The organism is Ruegeria atlantica (assembly GCF_013032005.1).
In the GTDB taxonomy this organism is placed as follows: Bacteria; Pseudomonadota; Alphaproteobacteria; order Rhodobacterales; family Rhodobacteraceae; genus Ruegeria; species Ruegeria atlantica_A.
Map to the genome: position 1 here is coordinate 543,160 of NZ_WQBE01000001.1, position 19,960 is coordinate 563,119.

Annotated in this window: 21 protein-coding genes and 1 tRNA gene; 16 read left to right on the forward strand and 6 right to left on the reverse strand. The window is 55.9% G+C overall.

The annotated features are described in order from the left end of the window. Window positions 1-9: 9 nt before the first annotated feature. The 3 genes from GOX21_RS02655 (at window position 10) to argE (ending at window position 3,757) form a co-directional block, all read left to right on the forward strand. Window positions 10-1,506, forward strand: a complete 1,497-nt coding sequence (locus GOX21_RS02655) for an aldehyde dehydrogenase (protein ID WP_170375308.1) — start codon at window positions 10-12, stop codon at window positions 1,504-1,506. A gap of 25 nt (window positions 1,507-1,531) precedes the next feature. After that, on the forward strand, window positions 1,532-2,470 hold the full coding sequence (locus GOX21_RS02660) for a LysR substrate-binding domain-containing protein (protein WP_170375310.1): 939 nt from the start codon (window positions 1,532-1,534) through the stop codon (window positions 2,468-2,470). A 138-nt stretch (window positions 2,471-2,608) separates the two neighbouring features. Continuing rightward, the gene (gene argE, locus GOX21_RS02665; protein ID WP_170375313.1) at window positions 2,609-3,757 is read left to right on the forward strand and encodes an acetylornithine deacetylase; all 1,149 of its coding nucleotides are present in this window, start codon (window positions 2,609-2,611) and stop codon (window positions 3,755-3,757) included. A 74-nt stretch (window positions 3,758-3,831) separates the two neighbouring features. On the opposite strand, the gene GOX21_RS02670 is transcribed toward argE, so the two are convergent. The 5 genes from GOX21_RS02670 to GOX21_RS02690 form a co-directional block, all read right to left on the reverse strand. Beyond that, on the reverse strand, window positions 3,832-4,869 hold the full coding sequence (locus tag GOX21_RS02670; protein ID WP_170348687.1) for an extracellular solute-binding protein: 1,038 nt from the start codon (window positions 4,867-4,869) through the stop codon (window positions 3,832-3,834). Window positions 4,870-4,888: 19 nt separating this feature from the next. Beyond that, a complete protein-coding gene (locus tag GOX21_RS02675; protein ID WP_170375315.1) occupies window positions 4,889-5,698 on the reverse strand; it encodes an ABC transporter permease in 810 nt (269 codons plus the stop codon). A 3-nt stretch (window positions 5,699-5,701) separates the two neighbouring features. Further along, a complete protein-coding gene (locus tag GOX21_RS02680; RefSeq protein ID WP_170348689.1) occupies window positions 5,702-6,631 on the reverse strand; it encodes an ABC transporter permease in 930 nt (309 codons plus the stop codon). Further along, window positions 6,631-7,722, reverse strand: coding sequence for an ABC transporter ATP-binding protein (locus GOX21_RS02685; RefSeq protein ID WP_170348690.1), 1,092 nt, complete (start codon window positions 7,720-7,722; stop codon window positions 6,631-6,633). The genes GOX21_RS02680 and GOX21_RS02685 overlap by 1 nt, the downstream gene beginning before the upstream one ends. Window positions 7,723-8,758: 1,036 nt before the next feature. Then, a tRNA-Ser gene (locus tag GOX21_RS02690) sits at window positions 8,759-8,848 on the reverse strand. Window positions 8,849-8,971: 123 nt separating this feature from the next. On the opposite strand from GOX21_RS02690, the gene GOX21_RS02695 reads away from it, so the two are divergent. The 9 genes from GOX21_RS02695 (at window position 8,972) to GOX21_RS02735 (ending at window position 16,436) form a co-directional block, all read left to right on the forward strand. Continuing rightward, complete coding sequence (locus GOX21_RS02695) at window positions 8,972-9,814, forward strand: DUF2059 domain-containing protein (protein WP_170375317.1); 843 nt, start codon at window positions 8,972-8,974, stop codon at window positions 9,812-9,814. Beyond that, a complete protein-coding gene (locus GOX21_RS02700; RefSeq protein ID WP_170375319.1) occupies window positions 9,814-10,614 on the forward strand; it encodes a DUF2059 domain-containing protein in 801 nt (266 codons plus the stop codon). The genes GOX21_RS02695 and GOX21_RS02700 overlap by 1 nt, the downstream gene beginning before the upstream one ends. Before the next feature lie 210 nt (window positions 10,615-10,824). Further along, window positions 10,825-11,445, forward strand: a complete 621-nt coding sequence (locus GOX21_RS02705) for a 50S ribosomal protein L21 (protein WP_170375320.1) — start codon at window positions 10,825-10,827, stop codon at window positions 11,443-11,445. Window positions 11,446-11,456: 11 nt separating this feature from the next. Continuing rightward, entirely contained in the window at window positions 11,457-11,726 is a 270-nt protein-coding gene (gene rpmA / locus GOX21_RS02710) for a 50S ribosomal protein L27 (RefSeq protein WP_010440093.1), read from the forward strand. A gap of 93 nt (window positions 11,727-11,819) precedes the next feature. Next, window positions 11,820-12,428: a LysE family translocator gene (locus GOX21_RS02715; protein WP_170375322.1), complete on the forward strand. Its 609-nt coding sequence runs from the start codon at window positions 11,820-11,822 to the stop codon at window positions 12,426-12,428. Continuing rightward, window positions 12,425-12,961, forward strand: coding sequence for a GNAT family N-acetyltransferase (locus GOX21_RS02720; protein ID WP_170375324.1), 537 nt, complete (start codon window positions 12,425-12,427; stop codon window positions 12,959-12,961). The genes GOX21_RS02715 and GOX21_RS02720 overlap by 4 nt, the downstream gene beginning before the upstream one ends. 37 nt (window positions 12,962-12,998) lie before the next feature. Beyond that, entirely contained in the window at window positions 12,999-14,033 is a 1,035-nt protein-coding gene (gene obgE, locus GOX21_RS02725) for a GTPase ObgE (protein ID WP_170375326.1), read from the forward strand. Then, on the forward strand, window positions 14,021-15,127 hold the full coding sequence (gene proB, locus GOX21_RS02730; protein ID WP_170375328.1) for a glutamate 5-kinase: 1,107 nt from the start codon (window positions 14,021-14,023) through the stop codon (window positions 15,125-15,127). Before obgE ends, proB begins: the two co-directional genes overlap by 13 nt. Before the next feature lie 46 nt (window positions 15,128-15,173). Beyond that, window positions 15,174-16,436: a glutamate-5-semialdehyde dehydrogenase gene (locus GOX21_RS02735; protein WP_170375330.1), complete on the forward strand. Its 1,263-nt coding sequence runs from the start codon at window positions 15,174-15,176 to the stop codon at window positions 16,434-16,436. Here GOX21_RS02735 and GOX21_RS02740 read toward each other — a convergent pair. Then, window positions 16,433-17,029, reverse strand: coding sequence for a histidine phosphotransferase family protein (locus tag GOX21_RS02740; protein ID WP_254428442.1), 597 nt, complete (start codon window positions 17,027-17,029; stop codon window positions 16,433-16,435). The genes GOX21_RS02735 and GOX21_RS02740 overlap by 4 nt on opposite strands. Window positions 17,030-17,071: 42 nt before the next feature. On the opposite strand from GOX21_RS02740, the gene GOX21_RS02745 reads away from it, so the two are divergent. The 4 genes from GOX21_RS02745 to rpsB all read left to right on the forward strand — a co-directional run bounded on the left by GOX21_RS02745 (window position 17,072) and on the right by rpsB (window position 19,915). Further along, entirely contained in the window at window positions 17,072-17,254 is a 183-nt protein-coding gene (locus tag GOX21_RS02745) for a DUF3553 domain-containing protein (RefSeq protein WP_170348700.1), read from the forward strand. 97 nt (window positions 17,255-17,351) lie between these two features. Continuing rightward, on the forward strand, window positions 17,352-18,107 hold the full coding sequence (locus tag GOX21_RS02750) for a GNAT family N-acetyltransferase (RefSeq protein ID WP_170375332.1): 756 nt from the start codon (window positions 17,352-17,354) through the stop codon (window positions 18,105-18,107). Then, window positions 18,094-18,948 carry a lysophospholipid acyltransferase family protein gene (locus GOX21_RS02755; protein ID WP_170375334.1) on the forward strand — a complete coding sequence of 285 codons (855 nt, stop codon included), beginning with the start codon at window positions 18,094-18,096 and terminating at the stop codon, window positions 18,946-18,948. The genes GOX21_RS02750 and GOX21_RS02755 overlap by 14 nt, the downstream gene beginning before the upstream one ends. A 166-nt stretch (window positions 18,949-19,114) precedes the next feature. Continuing rightward, window positions 19,115-19,915: a 30S ribosomal protein S2 gene (gene rpsB / locus GOX21_RS02760; protein ID WP_170375336.1), complete on the forward strand. Its 801-nt coding sequence runs from the start codon at window positions 19,115-19,117 to the stop codon at window positions 19,913-19,915. Window positions 19,916-19,960: the final 45 nt, after the last annotated feature.

The following is a 19,960-nucleotide window of genomic DNA, read 5'->3' on the forward strand; positions in this document are numbered from 1 at the left end:
AGAAACAAAATGTTGGACAATACCCACGCGGATTGGAAAAGCCTCGCCGCCGGTCTGTCGTTCCGGGATCAAGCCTTTATCGACGGTAAATTCATCGATGCCGTGTCAGGCAAGACTTTTGACAGTATAAACCCGGCCACAGGTGCGGTTCTGACACCGGTCGCCGAATGTGACGAAGAAGACGTCAATCGTGCCGTTTCCGCAGGTCGTGTTGCCTTTGAGGATGGCCGCTGGTCGCGTATGGCTCCGGGTGACCGTAAGGCGGTGATGCTGAATCTGGCTGACTTGATCCGGGAAAATCTGGAGGAGATGGCGCTGCTGGACAGCCTTGATATGGGCAAGCTGGTAACCGATGCGGCGACTATCGACGCGCCGGGCTCGGCACATTTCTTTCAGTGGTACGCCGAGGCCATCGACAAGGTCTATGATGAAGTGGCCCCAACCGGCCCTGGCGATCTGGCGTTGGTCAGTCGCGTGCCGCTGGGCGTTGTTGGTGCCGTGACCCCTTGGAACTTTCCGCTGGACATGGCGACTTGGAAAGCCGCTGCAGCGCTGGCTGCGGGAAACTCGGTTGTGCTTAAACCCGCAGAACAATCGCCCCTGTCAGCACTTCGCCTGGCAGAGCTGGCGGCTGAAGCCGGTGTTCCGGATGGCGTCTTCAACGTTGTTCCCGGTTTTGGGGTGACTGCGGGCAGGGCACTTGGCCTGCACATGGATGTCGACTGCCTAGCCTTCACTGGTTCTACCGCAATTGGTAAAATGTTCATGCAATATTCGGGCCAGTCGAACCTGAAACAGGTCTGGCCGGAAACGGGCGGCAAAAGCCCCAATCTGGTCTTCGCCGACTGCGAGGATCTGGACGCCGCTGCGGACATGGCGGCCTTTGGCATCTTTTTCAATCAGGGCGAAGTGTGTTCGGCCAACTCTCGGCTTTATGTGGAGCGCTCGATCAAGGATGCGTTTGTTGAAAAGCTGATTGCCCGCGCGCAAGCAATGCAGCCTGGCGACCCGCTAGACCCGGCATCGAAGATGGGAGCGATCGTCGATGAGAAGCAAACACAAGGCATCATGCGCTTTGTGGACGAAGGTAAGAACACGGCCAATCTGGTGACAGGGGGTGAACGTGTCACCGTGGACGGTAAAGGTTGTTTTGTTCAACCGACCATCTTTGACGACGTGCCCCATGACAACCCATTGGCTCGGGATGAGATTTTTGGCCCCGTCTTGTCGGTGATCCCGTTTGACACCGAAGAGCAGGCGGTCACGATGGCAAATGACTCGATCTATGGGTTGGCCGCGTCAGTCTGGACTGACAACCTGTCTCGCGCTTGCCGAGTGTCTGACAAGCTGATGGCGGGAACCGTCTCGGTCAACACGGTGGACGCATTGTCAGCCATGACACCATTCGGAGGCATGAAACAGTCAGGTTTTGGACGCGATTTGTCATTGCACTCACTTGAAAAGTATACTGCTTTGAAGACCACGTGGATCAAGTACAAGGCTTAATCCACGGCCAAGCGGAGATGTACCATTGCCTTTCAGATACACGCTGCGACAGCTTGAGTATTTTGTTGCGGTCGGGAAGGCGGGCAGTATCGCTGCGGCCAGCGACAAGCTGAACGTGTCGTCGCCGTCGATTTCGGCGGCGATAACTCAGCTTGAGGTCGAATTCGGCGTTACGTTGTTTGTGCGCGAACATGCGCGCGGTCTGTCGCTGACGAAGGCGGGACACAAGATCATGGAGCGAACCGAGTTCGTTCTGCGTGAAGCCGAACTGCTGGCCACGCTTGCTGGGGAAATCACGGGTAAGGTTCAGGGCATTCTGTCCGTAGGGTGTCTTGTGACATTCGCTCAGATCGTCTTGCCGGGATTGCGGCGCGAATTCGAGGACAGCTACCCTAATGTACATATTGAACAACGTGAATTGAATCAGGCTGACATCTTCAGCCAGTTGCGCCGGGCCGAGCTGGACATTGCACTGACATACGATCTGGACATTCCCACTGACCTTGAATTCCAACCTCTGCACGCGCTCCCGCCCTATGTGGTTTTGGGAGAAGACCATCCCTTGGCGAAGCAGGTCGAATTAACGATTCCAGACCTGCAGGACAGCCCGATGGTTCTGTTGGACCTTCCATTCAGCGGTGAGTACTTCTTGTCGTTTTTCCGCGAGGCCAACATAAAGCCCAATATCGCGGAACGAACCGCAGATATGTCGGTGATGCGTTCACTGGTTGCCAACGGATTCGGCTTTTCCATTGCGAATATTCGCCCTTTGAACAGCTTGTCACCGGACGGAAAGAAACTGATTTTTGTGCCTTTGGCTGGAGAGGTGCGCCCCATGCGCCTTGGTCTGCTGCGCGCCCGGGCCGAGAATGAAACAAACACTCTGAAAACCTTTGTCGATCATTGTGCGCACGCCGTGAAATCGGGAACCCTCCCGGGTTTGTGCATTCCAGAGAAAGAGTGACCGCAGGTCCTTAGAAATCTCCTAACCTCTGCTTCGTCATTCCCAGATTTAATTCTGCCTGTCGTATAGGCTAATCTACAATCCCCAACGCAGAGGGGGTCAAACCGGTCGGCAATCCGAAAAGCAGGTTCAAGTCGCATGACGTCTACACTGGGTATTCTCGATAAACTGGTTGGCTTCGATACGGTCAGCAAGAACTCGAACCTCGAACTTGCCGCTTATGTCGAAGAGTTTCTAGAGGCGCGCGGCTTTGCGGTTCATCGCATCACCGATCCCGGCGGCGACAAAACTGGGCTCTACGCGGAAAAAGGCCCTGACGGTGACGGAGTTCTGCTGTCTGCGCATACGGATGTTGTCCCAGTCGAAGGCCAAAGCTGGACCAAAGACCCGTTTTGCCTGACGCAAGAAGGTAACCGTGTCTACGGTCGTGGAACCACAGATATGAAGGGTTATGTGGCGTCGGTTATGGCTTTGGCAGACCGGACTGCTGGGGTTGACCTGCGAGAACCCCTTAAGATCGCGTTGTCCTATGACGAAGAGGTGGGATGCGTCGGCATTCAACACATGCTGGATCGGCTCGCCCCAATGCTCGGTCAGCCCCGCGCGTGTTTCGTCGGCGAACCGACAGAAATGCAGGTCGCTATCGGGCACAAAGGCAAAGCTGCGCTGCGCGCTGTTTGCCACGGTCAAAGCGGGCATTCCGCGCTGGCCCCTAAATTTGTCAATTCACTGCATCTTGCAACCGATTTTGTGGCCGAGTTGCGTGCGCTACAAGACGTTTACGCCAAGAGTGGTAACAGCGACCCGGCTTACTCGGTGCCCTATACGACCTTCCACGTGGGTATACTGTCGGGCGGCAGAGCCCTGAATATTGTGCCCGACCGCGCTGAGTTGACCTTTGAATACCGTCATCTTGCTTTGGATCATGGCAAGGATATTCTGTCACAGATCCAAAACGCAGCGGTCAGGGTAGGGGCCCGGTATCAGGCCCTATGCTCGGAGGCGCGCATTGAGGTCGAACAGTATAACGCCTATCCCGGACTGGATGTTGTCGAGACCGAGGGTGTCATCGCTTACGCCCAGAAACTTGCGCAAAGCAACGCCACCACCAAAGTCGCCTTTGGTACCGAGGCCGGGTTTTTCAGCGAGTTGGGGATTCCAACTGTTGTCTGCGGGCCGGGTTCCATGGAGCGTCAGGGACACAAGCCGGATGAATACCTTGAAATCGAACAGCTGAACGCGTGCGACGCGATGATGGATCGCATCCTCGAAGACATCAGCCGCTAAACAACACCCCCTTACTGAAACCGAAAAAGCCCCCGAAAAAAACGGGGGCTTTCGCGTCAGGAATAGGGCCTGAATTACTTCTTCAAGTTGGTCCAGATTTGGTCATAGACCGCCTGGGTTTCCTCATCACATACTTCGATGAACACGCCCGAGCCTGCATTGGCATGAGGGTTCTTTTCGGGTTGTTCAGCCAGCTTCGGGTCTAGGAATTCACCCACACCGTTCACACCGGCGTTGTACTGCGCAAAGTTGGACACAGCTGCGATATTCTCGGGCTCCAGTAGAAAATCCATGAATATCAGCGCGTTCTCGCGGTTGGGGGCGTCTTTTAGCAGAACGACATTGTCCATCCAGGCGATGTAACCTTGTGTCGGAAAGGCGTATTCCACATTGGCGCCTTCCTCGCGCGCCTTGGCAGAGAACCCGTCATAGATCTGGCCTACGGCTGCGTCACCGGAAACCAGAACCTCTTTCGCGGTATCCGAATTGAACGACGCCCAGTGCTGCTTAGCTTCTTGCAGCATGGCATTCAGCGCCTTCAACTGCTCGCGGTCAGTGGAACATTGCGGGATACCCATATGCAACGCGGCCATGGCCATCACTTCGCCCTGGCTGTCCAACATGTTGATACGACCTTGCAGTTCAGCTGGCGGATTAAACAGAATATCGGTGGTTTGAATATCGCCGTCAAACGCATCACGGCTGACTGCAAAACTGGTCGAGCCCCACTGATACGGGATCGAGGACTGCCGACCGGGATCAAAACCGGGATCGGCCCATTCCTCGGCGATGTTGCCCTTGTTCTTCAATTCACCGTCGGCGATTGTGTCCAACATGCCTTCGCCGGCCATGATCGACACCATGTAATCGCCCGGAACCGATACGTCATAGGTCCCGATACCACCGGCCTTGAGCGAGGCCAGCATCGCCTCGTTCGAGTCGTAGGTGTCCATGGTGACATTGATGCCGGTTTCTTCGGTGAACTTGTCCAGCAGCTCTTGCGGGATGTACTCAAACCAATGGTACAGAACCAGTTCACCATCGGCGGCGGCGGCGTTCGCGCCAATAGCCAAAGCAATGGCAGCAACGCCGCTTCTCATCATATGTTTCATGTGTCTCTCCATCTGTTGGTTATTTTGTGTTATCAGACTTGCTGACGAAATAGCTGATCGTGACCATGAGGATGGACACACTCAGCAACATGGTCGAAATCGCCATGATATTCGGTTTGATCCCTTGTTTGACCGAGCCAAAGATCGCCGTTGGCAAAGTCTCGACCCCGGCACCTTTCACAAAGTTGGTGATGATGAAGTCATCCAGGCTGACGATGAAGGCCAGCAGAAAACCTGATATGATGCCGGGCATCATCAGCGGGAGGAGGATCTTAGTGAATGCTTGCCGTTTAGTAGCATAGAGATCTAGTGCGGCCTGCTCATAACTGTCCTCGATCCCCTGCATACGGGCCGAGATCGGCAGATAGGCAAACGGAATACAAAATGCGATATGGGCAAGTAGGATGGTAAGTAGCCCGCGTTCGAATCCGATCGAATTGAAGAAGATCAGGGTCGCGACGGCCAGAACGATCTCGGGCACCATCAGCGGCAGGCTGATCAACCCAAAGGACAATGTGCGAAAGCGGAACTTGCCACCTCGAACCATGCCAGTTGCGGCCAACGTTGCAATTGCGGTTGCCGTGGTTGAGGCAATGATCGCAATGATAAAGCTGTTCCTGGCAGCCGCCTTGAACTTACCGCTTTCAGGCCCGGTGAAAACATCCGCATACCAACGGAGCGAAACGCCTTCCCAGTTGGTCAGTGATTGGGACGCGTTGAAGCTGTAGATCGTGACCACAACCAGCGGCGCATAGAGAATGACCAGACACAGCAGGGTGATCCCCTTGAAGCCAGTGTAAGACTTGATGTCGAATTGCTTGCTTGCCATGGATCAGCCCCCCGCCTTGTCGGCTTTGGCCTGCTGGCGGGCCGAGAACATCAGGATGATCAAAACCATTGTCAGCAGGATCATCGACGCGGCCGCGCCAAACGGCCAGTTGCCGGCGTTGCCTTTGAACTGCTCCTCAATCAGCGAGCCGATCATAAAGTTTTTGGCGCCACCCAGAAGGTCGGGTGCAAGAAACGACCCCATCGACGGAACAAACACCAAAATACAACCCGCAAATACGCCTGGTTTGACCGCAGGAAGCAGCACGCGGCGCAGTGTGGTCCATTTCGACGCGTATAGGTCGGCCGCGGCTTCGGACAGGGCAAAGTTGTACCGCTCTACCGCTGCATAGATCGGCAACACCATGAAGGGCAGGTATGAATAGAACAGGCCGAGCTGCACCGCAAAATTGGTGTTAACGATATGCAGGGGGCTGTCGATCAGGCCGATATTCATCAGAAAGTCGTTCAACGGCCCCTGATCGCGCAGAAGGAATTTCATCGACACGGTCCTGATCAACAGGTTCACCCAATAGGGGATGGTAATCAGGAACACCCAAACCGGACGCATGCTTTCGGATCGAGTGGCGATGAAATAGGCCGTTGGAAAGCCAATAACGAGGCTGAGCAATGTAGCAGCACCTGCCTGCCAGATCGAGCGCCAGAAAATCGTGATATAGGTCCATTCTATCTTAGGGGGGTCGTCACCGAACAATCCTCGATCAAAGAAGAATTGATCATAAGCCGCCAGCGAGAACTCCCAAATGACGCCGCCCCGGAACTCTTTTGTCAGGAAAGAGTAGATCAGCATCATGATGACCGGCGCCAGAACCAGAATGGCCAGTGTCACCCATGCGGGCAGCAGAAGCCAGGTTCGCGCCTCTTTATAGGTATCTGTCGTTGCGCTGCCGCCGCTTGCCGCACCCGCCGCCATTAGTCGACCAGGAGGCGACCAGCCCCCAGCTCCATGTTGACATACATTTCGGTGCCCGGCTCGAAAATCCGCTTGTTGCCGCGGTCTGAGTTTGAGGTGCGTACGACAAAATCTGGGCCATCCTGCAAATCCACGATGGTTGTGATATCTGTGCCGACAAAGATGTTTTCCTTGATCCGCCCTTTCAGGCTTTCGGTTTCGGCAGGGCTGTCCGACATAAACAACCGTTCTGGCCGGATTGACATGTGAACCTTGGAGCCGACGCCAACCCCCTCAACCGAGTTACAGGTCAACTCATGCCCGCCGCCAAGGTGGCAGGTCGCACGGCCATTCGAGATATCGTCAACGGAAACCTCCAATAGGTTGGTCTCGCCAATAAAATCGGCCACAAACATGTTGTGCGGACGCTCGTAAATGTCCGTCGGAGACCCCAGTTGCTGCAGCTCGCCAGCGGACATAACCGCGATGCGATCGGACATGGTCAACGCTTCTTCTTGGTCGTGGGTCACGAAGATAAAGGTGATCCCGGTTTCACGTTGCAGGTGCTTCAGCTCAAGCTGCATTGCTTTGCGGAGCTTCAAATCCAGTGCAGACAGGGGTTCGTCCAACAACAAAACCTTGGGCTGAGGCGCCAGGGCTCGTGCCAGCGCAACACGCTGTTGCTGGCCACCTGACAATTGGCTGGGCTTGCGGGCCGAGAACTGAGAGAGCTGTACCAATTCCAGCATCTCACCCGCTTTCTTACGCGCTTCGGATTTCGAGGCCCCGCGCATTTCCAACCCGAATGCAACATTGTCCAAAATGGTCATATGCGGAAACAAAGCATAGTTTTGGAAAACTGTGTTCACCGGGCGTTTGTTGGGCGGCAGGTTCTCGATTTCATCTCCGTATAGGTAGATCGCACCTTCGGTTACGGCCTCGAACCCGGCGATCATTCTAAGGAGAGTTGTCTTGCCGCAGCCAGACGGACCCAGAAGGGTAAAGAACTCATTGTCCATGATCGACAGCGAGATCTTCTTGAGCGCCGTAAAATCGCCATAACGTTTTACCGCGTCCCGCACGTCAATCGCGATATTTTCTTTGCCAGACAATTGCGCCTCCCCTGAGCATCGCGAAATTCCATTCAGGTATATACGGGCTGCGTTGCCGTCCTAAGAATTGACTTCCTCACTAAACATTAGGATTTGCCTAATCATTTCTATTATCGATTATAAATCAATGCGCTATCGTGGTTCAGCAGCTTTTTCAGCAAAAAGAAAAGCCCAGTGAACATATGTGAAGTGTCGCATTTTTCCCTGCGGTGATCTCGTCAACAATGGGAGCAACCGCTATTTAACGCGAAAGATTTTCAGTGTCCTAAATTTCGGAACTTTTGTTCACCACCTTCAATTTCGCGTCTGATGACTGAAAGAAGTTTGTCTGATTGGTGCGTATCCTGCGGCTTGGGGTAGAGCGTTTCACGCACCTAAACGTAGTTTTATGAACTGTCTGGCAAATTAGCTTTCAGAACATTTCTGGCGGTTGCCAAGGTCCCCTTAACTAATATTGGTCGGGAAGGGGCGTTCAATAAGTAACGCCCGCTATGCGCCGTCGATCACACCGGTCTACGCGCCCAGACGTATTGGTGACATCGCAAAGATATGTGCGGATGTCAGCGCTCTTAAACTAGCCACGGGATGGGAGCCAGTTCACAGCGAGCTTGACAGGATTTTGGCTTCTTTATCGGATCCTTCGTAAAGAGTGACAACTCAGACCGCTCTACGCGAGCCATGTCTTACTGCAGCGGTCACAAACGAATTGCCACAGGCCGTCACTACCTGAGATACCTGACACAGGAAGAAATCGCTCAGGTTAAGGCAGAACAGCGACAACGGCTTTCGCTGAAGCCTTTAAACCCCGCAATATTCAAAAGGGATCCCGCAGACGCAGGATTCCTATTTCGTTTGCCTGATTGCAGCTTGGAAGGGTGTCAATGTGTCATAGTCTGCGCCAAAGGGCCGTAATTGGCATAGCCGGAAGTCCTAAAATGGGGCGCAGTAGGACACCAATGGCCGTACCTGTCGACTAGGGCAGAAAGCACACTACACCCTGAATTTCTATTACTAGCTTTCAATTTCAAGAAGATAGTGGCGGAGAGACAGGGATTCGAACCCTGGGTGGGCTTGCACCCACAACGGTTTTCGAGACCGCCCCGTTCGACCACTCCGGCACCTCTCCGCGGGGGTCTGTGAGGGGGGGATTTAGTGAGGAACGCGCGGGGGTGCAAGCAGAAAATTCCCGAAATTCACTATGACGGGATTTTCCATTGCCAGACGGCACAAAACGCATAGGCTTTGAAGTATGACTTATTCTCTTCGCCGCTCCGCTCTGACCCTATTCTTATTGCTTCTGACACTGGCCATGGCGCCTGTGTCGTCCTTTGCCGCCGGGCGAGACAGGATCGAAGCGTTTCTGACCACAACTGGTTTTGACGTGGCGCTGGAAAGTATCGCGCTCTCTTCTGCGTCGGCGCCGCAGATGCTGGGCATAGACCCGGATGGTTTCGGCTCCGATTGGGCCCGACTGACCGAAGAAGTATTCGACACTGAAGACATGCATGAAACCGCCGTTTCGATTCTGGAGCAGACACTCAGAGACGAGGCGCTGCTTCATGCAGTGGAATTTTACGCCTCGGACCTGGGGCAGCGTCTGGTCGAGGCGGAAAACGCCTCGCATATGCTAGAAGATGACGAGGCCAAGCAGCAGCAGGGGCAAGAGATCGTGGCTGAGTTGATCAAAGACGGCTCGCACCGTGTCGAAAGCCTCAAACGCATGAATAGGGCCATTGATTCAAGCGGGACCGCATTGCGAGCCCTGCAAGAGATTCAACTGCGGTTTCTGCTGGCCGCCAGTGCTTCGGGGGTAATTGATCTTCAGTTGGATGCTGATCAACTGCGCCTCATGATGCGCCAGAACGAAACAAGCATGCGACAGGCGTTGCAGTTATCGGCCCTGGCCGGGGCTGCCTATACGTATCAGAATTTTTCCGATGCCGATGTGAATGCTTATGCCGATGCGCTAGAGCAGCCGCTGATGCAAGAGGTCTATGAACTGCTGAATGCCGTTCAATATGAAATCATGGCCATGAAATTCGAAATTCTTGCCACTCGGATGGCGGACTTGCACCCGGCACAGGATATCTGATGCGTTTTATCGCGACGTTCCTGGCGTTGTTCGTTTGGACCACGCCTTTGCAGGCCGAGGAAAAGGTTGAACAACTTATGCAGGCCCTGCAAGTGGACGCGGTCATCGACATCCTGCGGGACGAAGGCAGTTCACTTGGGCAGGACCTTCAGCAAACTTTTCTGAACAACAATGGCGGCCCGGTCTTTCTGGATCAGGTAGACCGGATTTACGACGCGGACAGAATGCGTGATCAGGTCGAAAGTGTATTCGCGGAAACCCTGACCAAAAGCCAGATGGACCGCGCCATCCTGTTTTTCGAAAGCGATTTAGGGCAGGCTATCACCTCGCTGGAATTATCCGCCCGTGTCGCCTTGGCAGATGAAGCCATCGAAGAAATGGCTCAGGACGCCTACAAAAACGGTGATCGCAGCACGGAGCTATACCGGCTGGTCGACGAGTATATTCAGGTCAACAACCTGATTGACGAGAATGTGCATAACTCCATCAGTGCAGATTACAATTTTTTCCGTGGGATGAGCCTGGGGGTTGGTGGGGACGACGGGGAGCTTCTGGCACAGCTGCTTGAGGAAAAAGACAGCATGACCGAAGACACACGAATGTGGCTGTATTCCTTTTTTCTGCTGGCATACAAGCCACTGACCGACAGTCAAATGCGCGAGAACATCGCCTTTTCACGCACTGAAACGGGCAAAGCGATCAATACGGCCCTGTTTGAAAGCTTTAACCGGATGTTCGACACGATCTATTATCAGCTGGGTCAGGCGGTCGCTCAGGTGCTGAAAGGATCGGACCTTTAGCGTCGCATTTGATGTTGACTTTCCCCCGCAATCTTTGGATAAGCGCGCATCCCGGCCGGTTCTTCCGCGCCGGGTCTCGTTATTATTGACCCAAAGGGCTTTTCCCACGGGTCGTCACACAGCCCGGAAAAAGGGCGCGCTGTTCGAGGTGGCGAAAGCCAAAACACCCAAACGGGGACCACAGAACGCGGTTTGGAAAAGGAAAGACGCATGTTTGCGGTCCTCAAGACTGGCGGCAAGCAGTACAAGGTTCAGGCGGGCGATGTGCTCCGTGTTGAAAAGCTGGCTGCCGACGCAGGTGAAAAAGTTCAATTCAATGATGTTCTGATGCTGGGCGGTGACGCACCGGTTGTTGGCGCACCCTTCGTTGAAGGCGCAGGCGTTCAGGCCGAAGTGATCGAACAGATCAAAGGTGACAAGGTCATCAACTTCGTCAAGCGTCGTCGTAAGCACAGCTCGAAGCGTACCGTTGGCCACCGTCAGAAACTGACTCTGGTCAAAATCACTGACATCCTGGCATCGGGCGCTGACAAATCGGGCATCAAAGCTGCAACTGGTTCGGCACCTGCTGGCGAAGCTGCTCCGGCAGCGAAAAAGCCTGCCAAGAAAGCTGAAGCCAAAGCAGAGGCACCTGCCGCTGCTGCTGCTGCCGCTGATGATCTGACAGCCCTGAACGGTGTCGGTCCCGCCGCCGCCAAAAAGCTGGCCGACGCCGGTATCGAGAGCTTTGCCGCTCTGGCCGCCTTGTCGGACGAGCAGATTGCTGCTATCGACACCATCAAAGTGAAACCCGAATGGGTTGAGCAGGCCAAAGAACTGGCCAAAGGCTAAGGAGAGAGAGAATGGCACATAAAAAAGCTGGCGGTTCCTCCCGTAACGGTCGCGACTCAGCTGGTCGCCGCCTTGGCGTGAAACTGTATGGTGGCCAGGCCGCCATCGCAGGTAACATCATCGTGCGTCAGCGCGGCACCAAGTTCTGGCCGGGCGAAGGCGTAGGCATGGGCAAAGATCATACAATCTTTGCAACTGTCGACGGCGCTGTGAAGTTCCACAAAGGCCTCAAAAACCGCACCTTTATTTCGGTCCTGCCAGTGGCGGAGGCCGCAGAGTAAGCCGAAACCCATAAGGTTTGAAAATTCTTGGGGGACCGGCAGAAAATGCCGGTCCCCTTTCTCGTTTTAACGTAGTTTTGATTGAACGCACCTATGCCCGTCGCAACCACAAGTTTCCTGATTTTCGCCGCCAGTCAGGTCGGCACCCCAGGACCCGCCAATATGGTCCTGTTGGGAACTGGTGCGCGCTATGGTTTTCGGGCGGCACTTCCGTTTGTCGGGGGCGTCATTGTAGGGAAGCAATTGATCATCTGGCCTGTGGGCTTTGGCCTGCTGCAACTGGCCGATCAGGCTCCGGGCGTATTTACAGCGCTGAAATACGCGTCAGCAGCCTATATCATGTGGCTGGCCTGGAAGATCGCCAACACACGCCTGTCGCGTCAGCAGGCTGATGGCAAAGCACCCGGGTTCTTGGCTGGTTTGATCGTTCATCCCTTAAATCCAAAGGCTTGGGCGATGATCATTGCAGGGTTTACCGGGTTTGTGGCGGCAGGGACGCCCAGTATTGAGGCCACAGTAACGATTGCTCTCTGTTTGTTGTTTTGTCAGGTCATTCTTCATCCAATTTGGACATTTGCGGGCGATAGAATTGCCCACGCGGTTGAAGGACGGCCAATTGAAAAATATCTGATGTGGACGTTAGCCAGTCTCACCGTTGCGTCCGTATTGTTCGTGTTGTTCGGAGGAGGAACGCACTCATGAAGCTTGAGGCAATAATAAACCAGCCGGTCATTGAAACCGAGCGGTTCGATCTGCGACCATTGCGCCGGTCGGATTTGGGTCTCATTGAACATTATGCAGGTGATGAGCGTGTGGCGCGCATGACCACAGCAATTCCACATCCGCTGCCACCGGGTTCGACCGAAGCTTTTGTGACGCGCGCGATGTCCGAAGAACGCGATGAAGACGTCTGGGCAATGGATGCCACCAAAGATGGCGGTCCCGAGCTGATCGGCCTGATCTCGCTGACGCGCCTGGATCGCAACCAGTCCGAGGTGGGCTATTGGGTCGCGCCGGTCTATTGGAACACGGGCGTTGCATCGATGGCGGTCGAAGCGCTGGTCGATGCCAACCCGTTGGAAAACGCCACCATGTTTGCCAGCGTTTTTCAGGACAATCCGGCCTCGGCGCGGGTGTTGACCCATTGCGGGTTTGAATATCTGGGTGATGCCGAAACCTATTCGGTGGCGCGTGATGCGAATGTGCCCACCTGGACGTATACTAAGAAACTCTGACTTGTGGCCGATGGGGCCTTTGCAGTAGGGGACACACATGAAATTTCTCGATCTTGCAAAGGTCTACATCCGGTCCGGGGCCGGAGGTGGCGGCTGCGTCAGCTTTCGGCGCGAAAAGTACATCGAATACGGCGGTCCCGATGGCGGTGATGGCGGTAAGGGCGGATCTGTCTGGGCCGAGGTCGTTGACGGGTTGAACACCCTCATCGACTTCCGCTATCAGCAGCATTTCTTTGCCAAGAACGGTCAACCCGGTCGGGGTCAGCAGCGCACCGGCAAGGACGGCGACGACATCGTCTTGCGGGTGCCGGTTGGTACCGAGATTCTGGACGAAGACGAAGAAACCGTCATCTGCGATCTGACTGAGGTCGGTCAGCGGGTTTTGCTGGCCAAAGGCGGCAATGGTGGCTTCGGCAACCTGCACTTTAAATCTGCCACCAACCAGGCCCCGCGCCGGGCCAATCCGGGGCAGGCGGGGATCGACCGTACGATCTGGCTGCGGCTGAAACTGATCGCTGATGTGGGTCTGCTGGGCATGCCCAATGCGGGTAAGTCGACTTTTTTGGCCGCAACATCCAACGCCCGTCCGAAAATTGCGGATTATCCCTTTACCACGCTGCACCCGAACCTGGGTGTAGTCGGCGTTGATAACGTCGAGTTTGTCGTGGCTGACATTCCTGGCCTGATCGAAGGCGCCCACGAAGGCCGTGGGATCGGAGATCGTTTTCTGGGTCACGTGGAACGCTGCGCCGTTCTGCTGCATCTGGTCGATGGAACGTCTGAGACCGTGGCTGATGACTATCGGACCATTATTCACGAGCTTGAGGCTTATGGCGGCGAACTGGCTGAGAAACCTCGCATTACGGTGCTGAACAAGGTCGACGCACTGGATGACGAAGAACGCGAAGCGGCTAAGGCCGAGCTGGAAGAGGCCGTCGGCGGCCCCGTCATGACCATGTCCGGTGTGGCGCATCTGGGCGTGACCGAGGTTCTGCGCGCATTGCGTACCCAGATTAACGAAAACCGTTTGCGGCAAAAGCCCGTTGAGGAGGCGAAGACGTGGCAACCCTGACCTCAGCCAAGCGTCTGGTGGTCAAGATCGGGTCCGCCTTGCTGGTGGATCGGGACACGGGCCTTTTGCGCTCGGACTGGCTGCACTCCTTGGCGCAGGACGTAGCTTGGCTAAAGGGGCAGGGAACGGACGTCATTTTGGTGTCATCCGGGTCTATCGCGTTGGGTCGCGGGGTCTTGGGCTTGCCGATGGAGGCTTTGCCGCTGGAGAAATCTCAGGCTGCCGCTGCTGTAGGTCAGATCCGGCTGGCTCGCGCGTACGAGGAGGCGTTAACGCCGCACAAGATCACTACCGCGCAGGTTTTGGTAACGTTGGAGGACAGCGCCGACCGCCGCCGCTATCTGAACTCACGCGCGACACTTGAAACTTTGCTGGGTTTGGGTGTCGTGCCTATCGTCAACGAAAACGATACGGTCGCAACGGATGAAATCCGCTATGGCGACAATGACCGCCTTGCCGCACAGATCGCTGTCACGGTGGGCGCGGATCAGTTGATCCTGCTATCCGACGTGGACGGTTTCTATACCGGCAACCCGAATGAGGACGCCTCGGCCACTCGTTACGACGTGATCGAAGAAATAACGCCTAAGATCGAACAGATGGCGGGTGACGCGGGGTCAGGCCTGTCCAAAGGCGGAATGAAGACAAAGCTGCTGGCTGCAAAGATGGCGACAGCCGCCGGGTGTGATATGGCGATTACTGAAGGATCGCCGCTTAACCCTCTGAAATCACTTGAACACGGTGCGAATTGCACTTGGTTCACCGCGACCCTGGACCCACATGCGGCCCGGAAACGGTGGATCTCGGCGATGAAACCGCGTGGTGAAATCGTGGTGGACGCCGGCGCAGCCCGGGCACTTGGCAACGGTAAAAGCCTGTTGCCTGCCGGGATCGTCGAAGTGACCGGAGACTTTGGCCGTGGCGATCCTGTGGCCATTCTGGACCCGGAAGCGCGACGCTTGGCACAGGGCCTCAGCCGCTATACCGCGCAAGAAGCAGACGCGATCAAGGGGCGAAAATCCTCGGAAATCGAGGCGACTCTGGGTTATCCGGGCAGGGCCGTGCTGATCCACCGAGACGATTTGGCGCGGTAGCCGAGCGATGTTAGAACACCAAAAGACCGACTGAAAGGCATCTGAGATGAAGGATTTCGACAGCATCCCCACACTGATGGCCGATCTTGGAAAACGCGCCAAGAAAGCCTCGGCCGAATTGGCTTTTGCCAGCGCCGAACGGAAACATGCAGCCCTGATCGCCGCCGCTGATGCGGTTTGGGCCAACCGTGCCAGAATCATCGAGGCCAACAAGAAAGACCTGGAATTCGGTCGTGAAAAAGGTCTGAGCCCGGCAATGATGGATCGCCTGATGCTGGACGAGGCGCGCATTCAGGGCATGGTTGACGGGCTGCGCACGGTCGCGGATCAGGCTGATCCTGTGGGCGAGGTGCTGACCGAATGGGACATGCCCTCGGGTCTGCATATCCAGCGTGTGCGCACGCCTTTGGGTGTGATCGGTGTGATCTATGAAAGCCGCCCCAATGTGACGGCAGATGCCGGCGCGCTGTGCCTGAAATCGGGCAACGCGGTGATCCTTCGTGGCGGGTCCGAGAGCTTTCATTCTTCGGGCGCCATCCACGCTTGCCTGGTCCAAGGGCTAAAGGCCGCAAACCTGCCCGAGGATTCCATCCAACTGGTGCCGACGCGAGACCGCGCTGCGGTTCAGGAATTGCTTACCCTGACGGATTATGTCGATGTTATCGTCCCGCGCGGGGGTAAAGGCCTGGTGGGGCTGGTGCAGCGCGAGGCGCGTGTACCTGTTTTCGCGCATCTTGAAGGCATCGTGCATATCTACATCGACAAAGCCGCCGATCCGCAGAAAACGCTGAACGTGGTGATGAACGCCAAAACCCGGCGGACCGGAATCTGCGGCGCAGCCGAATGCCTGTTGATCCATCAGGATGTGGTGGAAACACTGGGACGCGACGTTATCGCCGCTCTGATGGCCGCAGGTGTTGAGGTTCACGCCGAAGGCGCGCTGGCCCAGAATGGCACCGTGGCTGCGACGGTCGATGATTGGGGAAAGGAATTCCTCGACAGTATCATCGCGGCGAGACCGGTCGCTGATATTGACGAAGCCATCGCGCATATTCGCCTCAATGGCTCGGACCATACCGACTGCATCATGACCGAGGACGAGACCGCTGCTGCGCGGTTCTTCGAACGGCTCGACAGTGCAATCCTGATGCACAATGCCTCAACCCAATTCGCCGATGGGGGTGAGTTTGGAATGGGCGCTGAGATCGGCATTGCGACCGGTAAGATGCATGCGCGTGGCCCGGTGGGTGCGGCGCAGCTGACCAGCTTTCAGTATCTTGTGCGCGGGAATGGAACGACCCGGTCTTAAAACCGGATCACAACGCGGGTTGAGGTGGTTTCCGCCACAACCCGCCGCCCCACCGACGTGGCAGTCTTTGGCAAAAGAGCAAACTGCACCTGTGCGGGCGTGACTTTATTGGGGTATCGCCCTGTCGGCAGGTTTTTCCAAAGGTCATTATCCACATTCAGCTTGTCGGCTGATCCTGTGACCGTCCAGCTTTCACCATTTTGATCGATGGTCACTTCGCCCCCAAAAGGCATGGCGTTTTCGCAGCACATCAACGCCAGAAATGCCAGTTTGACCTGATTACGCGGCACCGCCTCGGTCAGGTGCCAGTTGACGCGCACGCGGCCTGCGCGTTCGACATCCTTTAACAGTTCCGAGACCTCGGTTCGGCCCAAAGGCTGATCGCTGGCTGAACCAAACGCCACGCGGAAAAACCGAATCCGCGCCCCGGCACTGCCAACACTGCCCGAGATAAGTTCCATCTCAGGCCCCTGGACTGCGCCAACCATCTCAAGCAGCTCCAGACCGTTGGTGATCGCCCCGATGGGGCTGATCAAATCGTGACAGATCCGGGACCCGATCAACTCGGCCAGGTTGACTGTGGTGTCGCTCATGCGTACCTCCTGCTGCATCTGCCGCCGGACCGGAGCCCTCGCATGACAGACCTTAATGCTATTCTTGCACCGGGCATGTACGTCCGCCACCCCGATTACCCCGATTGGGGCGTTGGACAGGTGCAGTCCAACATCGGGGGCAAGATCACCGTGAACTTTCGCGAGCAGGGGAAAGTGGTGATTGACGGAACGCGCATCGCCCTGATGCCGGTCTTTGATCTGTGAAACTGGTTTAGGAAAGGTTAACGGCCCCGCATTCCGCTCTTGTTGCCATCCCTAGGGAAACTGCGGTATCAGCGCGCAAACAAGAACGGAACCATCAATGCCGGACGCAGGCCCTTCCTTTACCGTCAAACTTGCACAGACCGAGGACGAACTGCGCGCTGCCCAACGGCTGCGCTATGACGTGTTTGTTCGCGAACTGGGCGGTGGCGGAGAGATGGTAGATCATGACGCCGGACTGGAGCGCGACAAGTTCGATCCGTATTTTGATCACATGCTGGCGATAGACGACCTGACAGGCGAAGTTGTTGGCGTTTACAGGCTATTACCGGGCGAACGTGCTGCGGAACTGGGGCAGTTTTATTCCGAAGATGAATACGATCTGACTGTTTTGAAGCAAAGCGGTCGCAAGCTGTTGGAACTCGGCCGTTCATGCGTCCACCGTGACTATCGCGGGGGCACTGCCATGTATCACCTGTGGAACGGATTGGCGGCCTATGTAAACGAGCGTGATATCGAAGTTCTGTTCGGTGTCGCCAGCTTTCACGGAACGGATGTTCAGGAATTGGCGCAGCCCTTGTCGATGCTGCATCACAACCATCTCGCGCCGCCTGATTTGAGGGTGAGGGCACAACCAGAAGTATTTGAATCCATGGATCTTGTTGCGCCCGCGGATCTGGATCGCCGAGCTGCGATGGTTCAGGTTCCGGCATTGATCAAGGCCTATCTTCGCCTAGGGGGTTTCGTGGGAGAAGGCGCGTTCATCGACCATTCATTCAACACCACTGATGTTTGCCTGATCCTCGATACGGCCCGCATGAACGAGCGGCAGAAACGCATCTATGGCGGGGCATGAATTGGTGAACGAACCGCTTTGGAACAGCGAGGATGAACCAGACCCCATCAAACTGGGGTTGATGGGGTGGATGTTGGTTTTTCTCCGCGGATTACCACTGGCCGTATTGGTGTTTGGAGGTTTGCTAGTTCTATTGGTGCTGCGCTTGATCGAGCGTCCGTTGTACGGCGTGCGCCGCCCCGTAACGCCGTTTATTTCGCAATTTGTCTGCCGCAATGCGTTTCGGATCCTCGGGATACGGTTTCGAACCTCGGGCGAACTGATGCAACAGCGCGGCGCTGTGGTTGCAAATCACACGTCGTGGCTGGACATTTTCGCCTTGAATGCGCGCAAGCGCGTCTATTTCGTGTCCAAGGCCGAGGTGGCCAAATGGCCCGGTATCGGCTGGCTTGCCCGTGCAACAGGAACCGTGTTCATCGAGCGGGACCGCAAGAAAGCAAGAGAACAGACAAGAATATTCGAAACTCGCTTGAAAGCTGGTCATAAGCTGCTGTTTTTCCCCGAAGGGACCTCGACCGACGGGCAGCGCGTTTTACCTTTTAAAACAACTCTTTTCGCCGCGTTCTTCGCAGATGAATTGCGAGATTTCATGTATGTGCAGCCAGTCTCGGTTGTGTATCACGCGCCCAAAGGGCAGTCTGATCGGTTTTATGGCTGGTGGGGAGATATGGATTTCGCCCCACACCTTTTGAAAACGCTGGGTGCGCGCGGGCAGGGTGCGGTTGAATTGATTTATCATGCACCGGCCAAGGTTAGCGATTTCGAAAGCCGCAAGGCGCTGGCCGCATATTGTGAAGAGTCCGTGCGCCACGCGCACGCACTGGCACGGCTTGAAAAATAAGGGCGAAAAGCCCTTGCGCTAGCCGAAAACCTGCCGTATACGCGCGCCATTCAAACCCGCAGGCGGGGTTTGGGCTTTTTGAGGGAGACATCCTCATTAAGACCGCCGGTTGGAGCATCTGCTTCTTTCACCCCCGCCCAGGCGTAAACCGGAAAAGGAAAATAGCATGGCTCTTCCCGAGTTCACCATGCGTCAGCTGCTGGAAGCTGGCGTTCACTTTGGTCACCAGACACAGCGTTGGAATCCCCGCATGGGCCCGTTCATCTACGGCTCGCGCAATGGCATCCACATCATGGACCTGACTCAGACCGTTCCGATGCTGGATCAGGCTCTGCAGGCTGTTCGTGACACCGTCGCAAAAGGTGGCCGCGTTCTGTTCGTTGGAACCAAGCGTCAGGCCGCCGGCCCGATCGCCGAAGCAGCTGAAAAGTCGGCTCAGTACTACATGAACCACCGCTGGCTGGGCGGCACGCTGACCAACTGGAAAACCGTTTCCCAGTCGATCAACCGTCTGAACCAGATCGACGAAGCCATGGAATCGGGCGCCGAGGGCCTGACCAAGAAAGAGCGTCTGGGCATGGAACGTGACCAGGGCAAACTGCAGGCTTCGCTGGGCGGTATCCGCGAAATGGGCGGCGTTCCTGATCTGCTGTTCGTCATCGACGTCAAAAAAGAAGCACTGGCCATCGCCGAAGCCAACAAACTGGGTATCCCGGTTGTGGCTGTTGTCGACACCAACTGCTCGCCCGACGGTGTTGATTACATCATTCCCGGCAACGACGACGCGGCGCGCGCGATTGCGCTGTACTGCGATCTGGCCGCACGGGCCGCTCTGGACGGTATGACCGCGCAGATGGGTGCAGCAGGCGTTGATCTGGGTGCGTTCGAAGAAGCTCCGGTTGAAGAAGCCGTTGCGGAAGAAGCACCCGCAGAAGAAGCCGCGCCGGAAGCCAAAGCCGAAGCGTAAGCTGCCCGTCACCTAAATGACATATGGGGCAGGGTAGACCTGCCC

What these genes read in the sequence shown, in the direction of transcription:
- GOX21_RS02740 (WP_254428442.1), bottom strand. Translation starts at nt 17,029, where the DNA reads ATGAGCGACACCACAGTCAACCTGGCCGAGTTGATCGGGTCCCGGATC.
- GOX21_RS02720 (WP_170375324.1), top strand. Translation starts at nt 12,425, where the DNA reads ATGAAGCTTGAGGCAATAATAAACCAGCCGGTCATTGAAACCGAGCGG.
- GOX21_RS02755 (WP_170375334.1), top strand. Translation starts at nt 18,094, where the DNA reads ATGGCGGGGCATGAATTGGTGAACGAACCGCTTTGGAACAGCGAGGAT.
- GOX21_RS02670 (WP_170348687.1), bottom strand. Translation starts at nt 4,869, where the DNA reads ATGAAACATATGATGAGAAGCGGCGTTGCTGCCATTGCTTTGGCTATT.
- rpsB (WP_170375336.1), top strand. Translation starts at nt 19,115, where the DNA reads ATGGCTCTTCCCGAGTTCACCATGCGTCAGCTGCTGGAAGCTGGCGTT.
- GOX21_RS02705 (WP_170375320.1), top strand. Translation starts at nt 10,825, where the DNA reads ATGTTTGCGGTCCTCAAGACTGGCGGCAAGCAGTACAAGGTTCAGGCG.
- rpmA (WP_010440093.1), top strand. Translation starts at nt 11,457, where the DNA reads ATGGCACATAAAAAAGCTGGCGGTTCCTCCCGTAACGGTCGCGACTCA.
- GOX21_RS02715 (WP_170375322.1), top strand. Translation starts at nt 11,820, where the DNA reads ATGCCCGTCGCAACCACAAGTTTCCTGATTTTCGCCGCCAGTCAGGTC.
- GOX21_RS02750 (WP_170375332.1), top strand. Translation starts at nt 17,352, where the DNA reads ATGCCGGACGCAGGCCCTTCCTTTACCGTCAAACTTGCACAGACCGAG.
- GOX21_RS02655 (WP_170375308.1), top strand. Translation starts at nt 10, where the DNA reads ATGTTGGACAATACCCACGCGGATTGGAAAAGCCTCGCCGCCGGTCTG.
- GOX21_RS02735 (WP_170375330.1), top strand. Translation starts at nt 15,174, where the DNA reads ATGAAGGATTTCGACAGCATCCCCACACTGATGGCCGATCTTGGAAAA.
- GOX21_RS02675 (WP_170375315.1), bottom strand. Translation starts at nt 5,698, where the DNA reads ATGGCAAGCAAGCAATTCGACATCAAGTCTTACACTGGCTTCAAGGGG.
- obgE (WP_170375326.1), top strand. Translation starts at nt 12,999, where the DNA reads ATGAAATTTCTCGATCTTGCAAAGGTCTACATCCGGTCCGGGGCCGGA.
- argE (WP_170375313.1), top strand. Translation starts at nt 2,609, where the DNA reads ATGACGTCTACACTGGGTATTCTCGATAAACTGGTTGGCTTCGATACG.
- GOX21_RS02745 (WP_170348700.1), top strand. Translation starts at nt 17,072, where the DNA reads ATGACAGACCTTAATGCTATTCTTGCACCGGGCATGTACGTCCGCCAC.
- GOX21_RS02695 (WP_170375317.1), top strand. Translation starts at nt 8,972, where the DNA reads ATGACTTATTCTCTTCGCCGCTCCGCTCTGACCCTATTCTTATTGCTT.
- GOX21_RS02700 (WP_170375319.1), top strand. Translation starts at nt 9,814, where the DNA reads ATGCGTTTTATCGCGACGTTCCTGGCGTTGTTCGTTTGGACCACGCCT.
- GOX21_RS02680 (WP_170348689.1), bottom strand. Translation starts at nt 6,631, where the DNA reads ATGGCGGCGGGTGCGGCAAGCGGCGGCAGCGCAACGACAGATACCTAT.